Annotated in this window: 9 protein-coding genes and 1 pseudogene; 5 read left to right on the top strand and 5 right to left on the bottom strand. The window is 43.9% G+C overall.

The genetic code is table 11. The features are described 5' to 3' along the window. Positions 1-57: 57 nt before the first annotated feature. Positions 58-844 (bottom strand): annotated as a pseudogene (znuB, locus tag BCU34_RS09585) (zinc ABC transporter permease subunit ZnuB). Continuing rightward, positions 844-1,623 carry a zinc ABC transporter ATP-binding protein ZnuC gene (gene znuC / locus BCU34_RS09580; protein WP_048617861.1) on the bottom strand — a complete coding sequence of 260 codons (780 nt, stop codon included), beginning with the start codon at positions 1,621-1,623 and terminating at the stop codon, positions 844-846. The pseudogene znuB and the gene znuC overlap by 1 nt, the downstream one beginning before the upstream one ends. Positions 1,624-1,706: 83 nt before the next feature. On the opposite strand from znuC, the gene znuA reads away from it, so the two are divergent. The 5 genes from znuA to BCU34_RS09555 all read left to right on the top strand — a co-directional run bounded on the left by znuA (position 1,707) and on the right by BCU34_RS09555 (position 9,696). Beyond that, positions 1,707-2,591, top strand: a complete 885-nt coding sequence (znuA, locus tag BCU34_RS09575) for a zinc ABC transporter substrate-binding protein ZnuA (protein WP_102433588.1) — start codon at positions 1,707-1,709, stop codon at positions 2,589-2,591. Positions 2,592-2,838: 247 nt separating this feature from the next. Further along, positions 2,839-6,222 (top strand): helix-turn-helix domain-containing protein, encoded by a 3,384-nt coding sequence (locus BCU34_RS09570; RefSeq protein WP_057622315.1) that lies wholly within the window; start codon positions 2,839-2,841, stop codon positions 6,220-6,222. Between the two features lie 751 nt (positions 6,223-6,973). After that, the gene (locus BCU34_RS09565; protein WP_004734203.1) at positions 6,974-7,195 is read left to right on the top strand and encodes a FeoA family protein; all 222 of its coding nucleotides are present in this window, start codon (positions 6,974-6,976) and stop codon (positions 7,193-7,195) included. Beyond that, positions 7,196-9,469, top strand: coding sequence for a Fe(2+) transporter permease subunit FeoB (gene feoB / locus BCU34_RS09560; protein WP_102480711.1), 2,274 nt, complete (start codon positions 7,196-7,198; stop codon positions 9,467-9,469). Next, a complete protein-coding gene (locus tag BCU34_RS09555; RefSeq protein WP_048660845.1) occupies positions 9,466-9,696 on the top strand; it encodes a FeoC-like transcriptional regulator in 231 nt (76 codons plus the stop codon). Before feoB ends, BCU34_RS09555 begins: the two co-directional genes overlap by 4 nt. A gap of 66 nt (positions 9,697-9,762) precedes the next feature. On the opposite strand, the gene BCU34_RS09550 is transcribed toward BCU34_RS09555, so the two are convergent. The 3 genes from BCU34_RS09550 to argS all read right to left on the bottom strand — a co-directional run bounded on the left by BCU34_RS09550 (position 9,763) and on the right by argS (position 12,696). Further along, a complete protein-coding gene (locus BCU34_RS09550; RefSeq protein ID WP_102433590.1) occupies positions 9,763-10,290 on the bottom strand; it encodes a YqhA family protein in 528 nt (175 codons plus the stop codon). A gap of 137 nt (positions 10,291-10,427) precedes the next feature. Then, on the bottom strand, positions 10,428-10,856 hold the full coding sequence (locus tag BCU34_RS09545) for an HIT domain-containing protein (protein WP_048660843.1): 429 nt from the start codon (positions 10,854-10,856) through the stop codon (positions 10,428-10,430). 106 nt (positions 10,857-10,962) lie between these two features. Further along, positions 10,963-12,696 carry an arginine--tRNA ligase gene (gene argS / locus BCU34_RS09540; protein WP_048660842.1) on the bottom strand — a complete coding sequence of 578 codons (1,734 nt, stop codon included), beginning with the start codon at positions 12,694-12,696 and terminating at the stop codon, positions 10,963-10,965. Positions 12,697-12,756 lie beyond the last annotated feature (60 nt).

Below are 12,756 nucleotides of genomic sequence, written 5' to 3'. Positions count from 1 at the left end.
CACTGACCAAGCCTTTTTTGTCTGTTTTCAATCTTACGAGATACGAAAATCGTACGCTTAAGCGCGACTTCTAATCATTTGAGATAACATAAACATTGCTGCAGCACTAATAACAACAGACGGGCCTGCAGGCGTATCATAGAACCAAGACAAGCTTAGTCCTCCGAACCACTGCGATAGAGCCAATAATCGATGCGATGAAGGCCATTTGCTCGGGTGTATTCGCGAATTTCCTTGCTGTAGCCGCAGGGATGATCAGCAGCGATGTCATGATTAACGCACCAACAAACTTCATACCGACAGCAATCACGATACCAACAAGCAACATCAAAATCAGACGCATTAAATCAATGTTGATGCCATCAACTGCCGCTAGGTCTTCGTTAACCGTCGTGGATAGTAGTGGTCGCCAAAAGATAGCAAGCACCAATCCAATCACAGCAGCACCCGCATAGATGAACACTAAATCAGTCGGCGATACCGCAAGCAAGTCGCCAAATAAGTAACTCATTAGGTCAACTCGAACGTTGTCTAAGAAGCTTACCGCTACAAGGCCTAAAGAGAGCGCACTGTGCGCCAAAATACCGAGTAGGGTATCGGTCGCGACCAGTTTTTGTTTTTGCAATGTTACGAGCAACACAGCCAGCATCAAACAACAGATCAGCAGCGCGAAGTACAAGTTAATGTTGAACAGGAAGCCAAGTGCTAATCCCATCAAAGAAGCGTGAGCAAGCGTGTCACCAAAGTAAGCCATCTTGCGCCAAACCACGAATGAACCTAGTGGGCCTGCAATCAGTGCAATACCCAAACCCGCCATAATAGAGGGAAGAAGAAACTCAAGCATTAGTGGTGTCCGTGTTTATGGTTTGAACATTCATGTGCACCGCCCGTTACTGGTTGGCCTGCAAGATCATGATGGTGATGTTCGTGTTGGTGGTGATAAAACGCTAGCGTCTCTTGGGTCGCGGTGCCAAAGAGCGCAATATACGAAGGATGGTGTTTGATGTCTGCAGGTGCACCTGAACAGCAAATGTGGTGGTGCAAACAGATAACATCGTCTGTTTTTGCCATCACTAAATGCAGGTCGTGCGAAACCATAAATACGGCACAACCAAAGCGGTGACGAATGGTGTCAATCAAGTCATACAGGTCAATTTGCCCTTGAACGTCGACTCCTTGAGCCGGTTCATCAAGAACCAGTAGGTCTGGTCTTCTTAGTAATGAACGAGCAATGAGCACACGTTGGTTTTCACCGCCTGATAACTGGTGCATGTTGCTCTTTTGCAGATGTTCAGCACCAACGAGCTTCAATGCTTCAAGGATTTCTTGCTGACTGAACTTGCCAGTGAGCTTTAGAAAACGCTCTACGTTGAGCGGTAGTGAGTCATTGAGCTTTAATTTTTGTGGTACATAGCCAATTTTCAGTTTTTTGGCTTTTGTTATTGTGCCTGAAAATTTGGTCTGTAAACCCAGTACCACTTTTACTAATGTCGACTTTCCTGCACCGTTTGGCCCAATCAGGGTGGTGATTCTGCCGCGCTCTAAATTTAGAGAGATGTTGTCTAGAACTTTTCGACCGTCAAATTCGACGCTCACAGAATCTAGTTGGATTAAGTTATCCATGAATAGAACTCATTTGCAATTCGCTGATGTTATAATGTAACATTTACCTCAAGCCTAAGCTACTTTTCTATTATCGAGGGATTATGTCACGTTCATCTTTTATACTTGCTACTTTGCTTTTAGCGCCAAGTGTCGCAAGTGCCAATACTATTCTAACAAGCTTTAAACCAATTCAAATGATTGTGACGGAATTAACGCAGGGCGTTAGTGAACCGGATGTGTTGATGAACAGCAATGCTTCGCCGCACGATTATGCGCTTAAGCCATCTGATGTCAAAAAAGTTCACAGTGCCGATATGGTTATCTGGTTTGGCCCTGACCTAGAAGCCTTTTTGACTAAGGTGATTGGTTCAAAAGAAAACGTTATCAAGATCAGCGAGATTCCAGGAATTAACTTGCGAGAGTTCGGACACGATGACCACGATGCTCATGAAGGACATAATCATGGTAGCCATGACCCGCATTTTTGGTTAGGTATCGATCAAGTTGAAGTGGCCGCAAAATACATCTCAGCAAAGTTGATTGAATCTGACCCTGATAACGCAATGGCGTATCAAGAGAACCTAGATTCATTCCTGATTGCTTTAAAAGAAAAGCAGCAGTCTATTCATGAACAACTTGCGCCAGTGAAAGACAAAGGTTACTACGTATTTCACGATGCGTATGGCTACTTTGAGCAAGAGTTTGAACTAAATAACTTAGGCCACTTTACGGTGAGCCCAGAGCGTAAACCGGGCGCAAAAAGCCTGATTGCTATCAAGAAAACCTTGGTGCGTGACAATGTTCAATGTGTATTCGCAGAGCCTCAATTTACTCCGGCTGTGATCGAATCGGTGACTCGTGGAAGTAACGCTAAACAAGGCCAGCTTGATCCGATCGGTTCAACGGTTGAAGTGAAGAGTGGAAGTTATTTCGATTTTCTTCAGCAACTTACAGATAGCTACACAAGCTGCTTAAGTGGGAAGTAATTCATAACGAGTATTCTTTACTCTACTTTGCTCTCGTTAATTTATGAATGATGCCGCTTTTTGCGGCATTTTCGTGACCGTTAAGATAAAACCTCCTAACAAATAGCAAACCTCCTTTCTCCTTTTCTAATTTCCGCTAAAATAGAAAGATAATAATAATCACAAAAAAACTCAGTTTTTGGTTCAGCAACGATAAGACGTTGTGGTGCCCAAAATTTCATGCGTTGTTGCTGTTCAGGATTAAGAGTTGTATCGAATTATCTTTAAAATGTTCATGTTTATGAGCATTTCATTTAGCGTTCTAGCGGTAAATACATCACCCTCCGTTTTCTATCCTTTGCCCGTTCAAGCGCAAGGGAATTTTCTTGCGGCTAAAAACTTGTACCTAGGTGCTGGAGGTGGGCTTTGGGTTCATGATGTGCATGGAAAAATACTTTTTTACGATGGCCGAACCTTATTTCCTCGCAAAGGTAGCTTGCTGCAATTTTCTTCAGAAAGAGTCGCGTTTCTTAATGATGAGTTTTGGACATTTTTCGACAACGAGGTGTATCGACATAGCCCAGGAATTGGCAATGAATTGGCGTTTAGCCTAAGTCCCGGCGCTGAAATAACGAATATCGGTGCATCAGGCGATTATATTTGGGTCACTGACGGCAGTAATTTTTATACCTACAACACTCAATCTTTAGAATTCAACACGTACTCTTTACTTAAATTGTACCGATACAATAACAGTAGTGACATTGCGATTAACGATGCGGAGTGGGTGCTGTCAAAGTGGGTACTGGCGACCAGTTCAGGTGTTTACCTTTCAGAGAATCAAGAGTTTACCCATGTCACCGCATCAAACAAGAGCCATATTGAGACGGTTTATTTTTCGAATGCTCGACGTGAGTTAGTGATTGGTACCTTAAATGGTGCTGTGATTGTTGATCTCGCGAACCCAGATAAAGAGACCATCGTTAAAGGGTCGCATGTTCTCTCGTTGGCCGAAACTTCGGACCAGTATTGGATTGGTACAGAGCACGGCCTTATTAGCTACAATTTTATTACGGGACAAATTACTCGATTCAAACAAGCCGCCAATCAAGACTTCTCGTTACCGGGTGAGAAAATATATTCATTGATCAATGACCATGCTGGTGGCATGTGGATTGCGACAAACAACGGTATCCGATATTTCTCACTGTTCAGCAAAACTTTTTCGAGAACGCCCCTAACTGGTATGGGCATGCATTCGAGTAGTGTGGTGATCAACAAAGTACTGCCTGTCAGTGACCAGTTATCTTGGGTCGCGTCTTCAATGGGGCTCTACTTGGTTGATTCTGAAAGTGAAGAGAATCCAATTCGTGTTTACTCTAATTCCGTTAATGATTTTGAGATTTTTGGCTCGTCAATTTGGTTGGCGACCGAAGAAGGCATCATTAGTCTAAATACGGAAACGCTACAACCTGAAGCCCTTGATTTACCAAGGCCGATTAAGGGAGTACACGTTGAAAACTTTGCGCTTCAGGCAGACAACGTACTTTGGATGACTTCTGGGCAAAACCTTTATTCGTTATCTATCGAAACCATGAAACTAACGAGCTATGGCACTGACTGGTTAGTCGACAAGTTTTTGCCTGCGAAGATCACTGATCTCAATATAGGCTTGCTCGGTCGTATCTATATAGGCACTGACCATGGCTTCTACTCGTTCATTGATAAACGAATTAGTTTTAGTCGTTCCAGCGAGCGTTTTGGCAAAGTCGTCGATATTGAAAAAGCGAAGGATGGGGCTCAGTGGTTTGCAAGCAGTTATGGCGTGTATCGAATCCCTGATGACAGCTCTATTATTCAAGAAATCACGCTTGTTGAAGATAATATTAGCCCTAACTGCTTGATAAGCGATGATAATGGTGTGTGGTTAGGCTCTTCGAAAGGCATCAGTTATTACGGGTTGGATGGACAGTTGCATAAACACATCGGTTCACCATTTGGTTTGATCACCAATGAATTGGCGGCGGGAGCATGTGCTCTGTTTTACAGCGAAGAGAGCCAATCTTCGAGGTTGGTTTTCGGCTCAAAGTATGGCGTAGTCAGCGCATTATCCAACGAATTACTGGTATCAACAACACCTCATAGCCGTGCCTTATTGAGTAAGATAAGTGTCGATCAACAAACGGTATCTCTTGGCGGAAGAACGGCTGAACTGGATGAGATCCCTTATGGTTCCTCGATGGGTTTTAAGCTAGGCATCTTACCAGCAACGTTCGCGCCTGCGATGGAGTATCGACTGAGCGATGATGAACCTTGGAGTGAGTTTGAAGGGGGATTGTTAACGCTCGACCATCTTCTTCCTGGAGATTACACACTTGAAGTGAAGCCGGTTAAGGACTCCCATTACCGCTTTGTGTCAACGAACCAAAGTTTTTCGATTGCGGAGCCTTGGTATCTGACGAATTGGGCTGCAGCAAGCTCTCTGATGTTACTGATTGGCGTTGTAACTATCTTGGTGTTTTGGCGTTCGCGTTATGTCACTTTTGCCAACAGGCACTTAAAAGCGCAAGTTGCATTGAAGACGGATCAATTGAGACACCAAAGCCGTATACTACTTACGACCAATCAACAGCTTAAAAAGCAGCTATCGGTTAAGAATGCGCTTGTATCTCACACTGCCAATGAACTCTCTTCTGAAGTGAATCATATTGCTGCGATGATCCCTAATTGGAATGACGAGCACGGGAAGTCGCCAATTCTAACCTTGAAAAATGGCTTAGCTCAATTGAGTAATACCCCTCAAGGGGAAGGGCAAGTTTGTTACGATATAATTTTAATCTTAGAGGCGGTACTCAAAGCTTGGCAAGATGACTTAGCCAAAGCCGGTATTGAACTGGATATTAAAGTCGAAACAAAGCAACGATATGTCTCTTTGCTGTATTTTAATCTCGATATTATCTTCAATAGCTTGGTTGCGAGCATCATCAAGAGAAACTTTAAGTCTCAGAGTATGGTGGTTCTGGTTGAAGAGGTTAAGGAGCATCTTGTTGTTACCATTCGAGATCATGGGATGCCTTTCCCTAAACTGGCATCAAGTATGAGTGACAATACCGGAAAGTCGACCGATCTTAACATCGAAAAGCTGCCTCTATTGATGAATCAAAGCGGTGGCGAGCTTAACGCCTTTGTTTCGGAATCTCAAAATAAGGTTCAGCTTTCGTGGCCAATTGAATATCAAGTACTCGATAATCTTGAAGCCAGCACAATTGAACAGATTGAAACCATTAAACTTACCGCTTCAACGCCAGAGCAGCAAAAACTGACAGCGGAACAAGAGTGGAAGAACAGAGTGTCTCAGCTTGTGAGTGAAAACTACGCTGATGCTGAGTTCAGCACTGCAACTGCTGCCAAGTATTTGTTCATGTCTGAGAGAAGCTTGCAGAGGCGCTTTAAATTGGCTTACAACAAGACCTTCAAAGAGCACTTGAATGAAGTACGTCTAGAGCATGCGTGCGAGCGCTTACTCGCTGGAGAAAAGATATCTGACGTCGCTTTTGATTCGGGTTTCAATGACCCTTCCTATTTCAGTCAAAGGTTTAAGCACCACTTTGGTATGTCACCATCTAAATTTGCGGAAAACAACGAAGAGTAGTGAGCTGCAGATAATAGAACATAGATAAAGATACTTTAGCCTCGACATTCGTGTTGGGGCTTTTTTATGTTCCTACGAGATACGAGATACGAGATACGAGATACGAGATACGAGATACGAGATACGAGATACGAGATACGAGATACGAGATACGAGATACGAGATACGAGATACGAGATACGAGATACGAGATACGAGATACGAGATACGAGATACGAGATACGAGATACGAGATACGAGATACGAGATACGAGATACGAGATACGAGATTAATATGGAGTGCAAAAAGGTTGTTGGGATAAAACAAAAGAGAAGAAAAAAAATATCGTGGTATAGCCGGGGGGACTATACCACGGGTGCCAATGACACCTTCGCTTGCTGCCGGAGTGATATAGCAAAGCCATATCACCTCTGGAATAAAATTAAAGAGAAGGAGTTTCTCTTCGATGGAATAACTATACGTTCAGGTACTTATTTTACTTATAAAATTAACGACAGAAGGCTATGAGAAAACCGACATTATTTTAAGTGATTGATAATTTTCAGTTTGTTTTTAGCGGGGGCGACTTGTACTAGTGAGGTAGTTCTCGCTAATTGTTGAAAGTAACGTTTTTGACGTAAACGTTTTTAACGAAATTTACGAGTATGTATTTTCGAAAACATTGATTTCACACAATGGAATTGTGGACATGTATGTGTATCATGGCGGTAATAACAATCTTTCTCATTATCAGTCACGAATTGGGTATTTATGAAACTCTCACAACTAGAGCAAGGAAAGGCGGCTTCTATTGTTGCACTAACAGGTTTAACTCCAGACGTAAGAAAAAAACTTATGGTCATGGGTATGTTGCCAAAAACCGAGGTGACGCTTATCCGCCGTGCACCTATGGGGGATCCGCTTCAAGTTGAAGTGAGAGGTGTTTCGATCGCCATTCGTGAAAGCATTGCAGAACAAATCGAGGTTATCTAAATGGATTATCAAGTTCTTACCGTTGGTAACCCGAATAGTGGTAAAACAACACTGTTCAATGCACTAACTGGTGCCAAGCAGCACGTTGGTAACTGGGTTGGTGTCACCGTAGAAAAGAAGACGGGTTTATACTCACACGCAGGTGATCAGTTCCAGCTTACCGACTTACCCGGTATTTATGCGCTAGACAGTGGTAATGACGCGAACAGCATCGATGAATCTATCGCGTCTCGCGCTGTTCTGACTCACCCTGCAGATGTGATCATCAATGTTGTTGATGCTAGCTGTCTAGAACGAAGCTTATACATGACATTACAACTACGTGAGTTGGGTCGCCCAATGATCGTTGTGTTGAACAAAATGGATGTATTAAAGCGCGAGCGTCAGGTGATTAACCTTAAAGCGCTAGAGAAAGAGCTAGGTTGCCCAGTTCTGAGCTTGTCCGCAAACGACAAAGGTCAAGTAGTTCGCTTTAAAGAACGCCTTCATAAACTGCTTGTTCAGGGTGTGAGTCTTGACCCTATCTCTATTGATTACGATGTCGCGTTAGAAGCTCTCATCCCTTCTGTTGAGTCACAATTTGATGATGCTGACGTATCTCACCGAGCGCTCGCGATTCGTGCTTTAGAAAATGACTACTTGGTATTGAATGGACTGGCTCCACAAACTCGCACTCAAATTGACAATGTGCGTCTAGGTGCCGATTTCGATATTGACCTTGCTGTTGCTGACGCTAAGTACACTTTCTTACATGACCTTTGTAAACGTGTTCGTCGCAGCGAAGGTAAACTAAGCCGAAACTTTACAGAGAAAGCAGACCAATTCATTTTGAACAAATGGGTCGGTATTCCTTTCTTCTTCGTCATCATGTACTTAATGTTCATGTTCTCTATCAATATCGGTAGTGCGTTTATCGATTTCTTCGATATTGGTGTTGGGGCAATATTAGTTGATGGTGGACACCACTTATTGGATGGTCATTTGCCGGTTTGGTTAGTTACTATACTTGCTGATGGTATTGGCGGCGGTATTCAAACCGTTGCGACCTTTATTCCAGTTATCGCAGCGCTTTACCTATTTTTAGCGGTGCTAGAAAGTTCAGGCTACATGGCTCGTGCTGCATTCGTACTCGATAAAGTGATGCAAAAGATTGGTCTGCCGGGCAAAGCATTTGTCCCACTTGTACTAGGGTTTGGTTGTAACGTGCCTTCAATCATGGCAACTCGTACTCTTGACCAAGAGCGCGAACGTAAATTGGCAGCATCAATGGCGCCGTTTATGTCATGTGGTGCTCGTTTACCGGTATACGCATTGTTCGCAGCGGCATTCTTCCCTGGCGCTGGCCAAAACGTAGTATTCGCTCTGTACATCATGGGTATCGTTGCTTCTGTATTTACGGGGCTGTTCCTGAAAAATACGATCTACCCGGGTAGCAGTGATAGCTTAGTGATGGAAATGCCAGATTACGAACTGCCGACAGTGCAAAACGTAATGCTGAAAACTTGGCAGAAGCTAAAGCGTTTCGTACTGGGCGCAGGTAAAACCATCGTGATGGTTGTGGCTATTCTTAGCTTCCTAAATTCACTAGGTATTGACGGTAGCTTTGGTAACGAAGACAGCGAAAATTCAGTACTTTCTAAGGCAGCTCAAGTAGTGACCCCTGTATTCCAACCAATTGGTATCACAGAAGAAAACTGGCCAGCAACAGTAGGTATCATCACTGGTATCTTCGCGAAAGAAGCGGTAGTCGGCACGTTGAATAGCCTTTACACAACACCATCAGACGAAGAAGCAGCTGAATTCGATTTGGCAGCAAGCTTGCAAGAAGCGGTAATGACGATCCCTGAAAACCTATCAGGCTTGAGTTACTCAGATCCGCTAGGTATTGAGGTTGGCGATTTAAGCGATTCAGGCGCAGTTGCTGAAGAGCAAGAGGTAGACTCATCAATCTTCGGTAACCTAAAAGACAAATTTGTTTCTGGTCATGCTGCATTTGCTTACTTAATCCTTATCTTGCTTTACACGCCTTGTGTGGCAGCTATGGGTGCTTACGTTCGTGAATTTGGTCAAATGTTTGCACGCTTTATTGCGGTTTGGACAATGGCGCTTGGTTACTTTGGTGCGACCTTCTACTACCAAGCAGCAAACTTTGCTGCACATCCGGTGACAAGTGCAGTGTGGATGGTGGCAATTGCTGGTGGTTTTGTGGTGACGTATCGCGTGTTCAAGAAAGTCGGCAGTAAGCAGAAAGCGCTAGAGGTGCAAGTCGTATGATTTTAACTGAACTTCATCAATACATTGATAGCCAAGGTGTTGCGGCTCGTAAAGAACTCGCTGCAAAGTTTGGCATGAGTGAAGATGGCGTCGATGCGATGTTGAGTGTGTGGGTTAAGAAAGGGAAAGTATCTCGCTTGGTCGACACCAACAAGCATGGTCATACAACACGTGTTCGCTACACCATCAGCAAACAAGATGGCCTGTCGCTGAATGTGATGATGTAGTTTGGTCAATATCTAATAAAAAACCGCAGCCTATGAACTGCGGTTTTTTTGTTTGTGTTTATAGACTTAAGACTCTTTGGTCTCACCTAACCCAAGAACTTTAAGGCCGATACTCAGTAACAGTATGGATACTGGAAGAACCAAAATGTCCCATCCAATGCTGTCGAAATTAACGAGCACAAGCTCCAAAAATTTCACGAAGAGAATGATGATAATCACTTCAGCCAAAATGTTTTTCAGGTGACCAATGTTGGGTGTTTTTATCCAACTCAGTACTTTGCTTTTATTGATTTGCTGGTCACTTTTCGCGGTATTACTTTTATCCGAGATGAATAAAGTGAACACACCGTGAGAAAAGATGAAGAGTACAAAAGCAATCAAGAATGTATCCAGAGACTTAATCAAGTACGAGATCGCGATATCTGTTGTGTCTAAATGCGCGAGCGATTCTGGTGGTACCTGATTGAGCATGAAGATCGCAAAAGCAGAGTAAGTCTTGGTTGCTCCCATAAAGAATAAGAGTAGGGAAGCGAGCATAGAACAGATGATGGCGATCCAGCTGATATGACGAAATAAGTTGAAGGTTTGTTTCATGATGCTCTCTCTATGTTGTGTGCAAGAGAGTATACGTGGGAGTCTATGTTGTGATAATTGGGTGTTTTTGTGAATCATTATTACGCAGTGGTAATAATGGTGATACCTAGCTAGGAGGCATCACCTGTGTCAGAAGGTTAAGCTTTCTTAAAGATAGAGCTTAGTGACAGAACGTTCTGAATACGAGTCAGAATAGCAGCTTGCTCTTCTTCACTACGTTGTTCACCTTTGGTGTTGCCCCATACAGGACCAGGCCAAGCAATGTCATCTTTGAAACGCGCAATATGGTGAATGTGCAGTTGTGGCACCATGTTACCCAGCGCGCCTAGGTTGAGCTTATCCGGTTGGAACGTTGCTTCTAGTGCTTGGCTTACCGCTTGAGATTCATGTAAGAACTGCTGTTGCTCTTTCATTGGTAGGTGGTGCAGCTCTTTCAGGTTGGCACGTTTTGGTACCAAGATAACCCAAGGCACTGCGTTATCTTTGCTTAGTAGTACTAGGCTCAGAGGAAACTCGCCGATAAGCGTGGTGTCTTTCGCTAACTGTGGGTGAAGTTCAAAGCTCATTATTATTATCCATTTCGATTTCTTGAATTCAGTATACGTTAGATAAAACAAAAGGTTGATGCTCTCACATCAACCTTTGTATTTATTCTTTGTAACCCTAAGGGAATTACATACGCTCTAGAGTATCGATACCTAGAAGCGATAGACCTTGCTTGATAGTCTTCGCTGTTAGTGCAGCAAGCTTCAGACGGCTCTGCTTAACAGTTTCGTCTTCAGCAACTAGGATAGGGCATGCTTCGTAGAAGCTAGAGAATTGACCCGCTAGTTCGAACAGGTAGCTACACATGATGTGTGGTTGACCTTCACGAGCAACAGACTGTACCGCTTCTTCGAATTGTAGAAGTTTCGCGATAAGTGCTTTCTCTTTCTCTTCAGTGATTTTAATTTCACCCTCAAGAGAGTCCATAGAAATGCCAGCTTTAGCAAAGATTGAAGCAACACGAGTGTATGCGTATTGCATGTACGGTGCTGTGTTACCTTCGAACGCAAGCATGTTGTCCCAATCGAACACGTAGTCAGTAGTACGGTGCTTAGAAAGGTCTGCGTACTTAACCGCTGCCATAGCAACCGTGTTAGCGATCACTTTCTTCTCGTCTTCTGCTAGTTCTGGGTTCTTAGATTCGATCAGTTGTGCTGCACGAACTTCTGCTTCATCAAGAAGATCAGCAAGACGAACAGTACCGCCTGCACGAGTCTTGAATGGCTTGCCGTCTTTACCTAGCATCATGCCGAACGCGTGGTGCTCAAGAGAAACAGATTCTGGGATGTAACCTGCTTTACGAACGATAGTCCAAGCTTGCATTAGGTGTTGGTGCTGACGTGAGTCGATGAAGTAAAGTACGCGGTCTGCGCCTAGCTCTTCAAAACGGTATTTTGCACAAGCAATGTCGGTTGTTGTGTATAGGAAGCCGCCGTCACGTTTCTGGATGATAACGCCCATTGGGTCACCATCTTTGTTTTTGTATTCGTCTAGGAATACAACTTGTGCGCCGTCATCTTCTTTAGCAAGACCTTGCTCTTTCAGATCCGCAACGATAGTTGGCAGCATGTGGTTGTACATGCTTTCGCCCATTACGTCATCACGTGTTAGAGATACGTTTAGACGATCGTAGTTGCGTTGGTTTTGAATCATTGTAACGTCAACAAGCTTCTTCCACATCTCTGCGCAGAACTCGTCGCCGCTTTGCAGTTTCACAACGTAGCCACGTGCTTTAACTGCGAACTCTTCGTCTTCATCGTAAAGCTTTTTAGACTCACGGTAGAAACCTTCAAGGTCAGCAAGTTCCATTGAAACTTCGCCAGACTCGGCCTGAACGCGCTCAAGGTTTGCGATAAGCATACCAAATTGAGTACCCCAGTCACCGATGTGGTTAGCACGGATAACGTTGTGGCCTAGGAATTCTAGAGTACGAACAACTGCATCACCGATGATAGTTGAACGTAGGTGACCAACGTGCATTTCTTTAGCAACGTTTGGTGCAGAGTAATCTGCAACAATAGTTTGCGTTTCAGCAACTGCAACACCAAGGCGAGAGTCAGCCAATGCTGCGTCTGCTTGTTTTGCTAGGAAAGCTTCATCTAGGAAGATGTTTAGGAAACCCGGACCTGCGATTTCAACTTTAGACGCGATACCGTCTAGGTTTAGAACGTCCAATACTTTTTGAGCAAATTCTCGTGGGTTAGTGCCTAGTCGTTTAGCAACGCCCATAACGCCGTTTGCTTGGTAGTCACCAAACTGTGGTTTTGCAGATTGACGAACAGCAGCAGGAGAGCCTGCAGGTGCGCCAGCGGCTTCTAGAGCCTGAGATACTTTGTCATTAATAAGTGCTTGGATATTCACACGCGTTTCCTTCAATTCAAGGATGATAAGAGTGGCCGTTAATTCTTGGTCATTAAACTG

It is taken from the genome of Vibrio sp. 10N.286.45.E10 (genome assembly GCF_002874195.2).
GTDB lineage: Bacteria > Pseudomonadota > Gammaproteobacteria > Enterobacterales > Vibrionaceae > Vibrio > Vibrio crassostreae.
The sequence above is the reverse complement of the archived record's forward strand: the minus strand, read 5'-3'. Positions and strand labels throughout refer to the sequence as shown.

Bases quoted from the DNA above. Each gene is read 5' to 3' on its own strand.
- znuC (WP_048617861.1), bottom strand. From the start codon at position 1,623: ATGGATAACTTAATCCAACTAGATTCTGTGAGCGTCGAATTTGACGGT.
- znuA (WP_102433588.1), top strand. From the start codon at position 1,707: ATGTCACGTTCATCTTTTATACTTGCTACTTTGCTTTTAGCGCCAAGT.
- BCU34_RS09565 (WP_004734203.1), top strand. From the start codon at position 6,974: ATGAAACTCTCACAACTAGAGCAAGGAAAGGCGGCTTCTATTGTTGCA.
- feoB (WP_102480711.1), top strand. From the start codon at position 7,196: ATGGATTATCAAGTTCTTACCGTTGGTAACCCGAATAGTGGTAAAACA.
- BCU34_RS09555 (WP_048660845.1), top strand. From the start codon at position 9,466: ATGATTTTAACTGAACTTCATCAATACATTGATAGCCAAGGTGTTGCG.
- BCU34_RS09550 (WP_102433590.1), bottom strand. From the start codon at position 10,290: ATGAAACAAACCTTCAACTTATTTCGTCATATCAGCTGGATCGCCATC.
- BCU34_RS09545 (WP_048660843.1), bottom strand. From the start codon at position 10,856: ATGAGCTTTGAACTTCACCCACAGTTAGCGAAAGACACCACGCTTATC.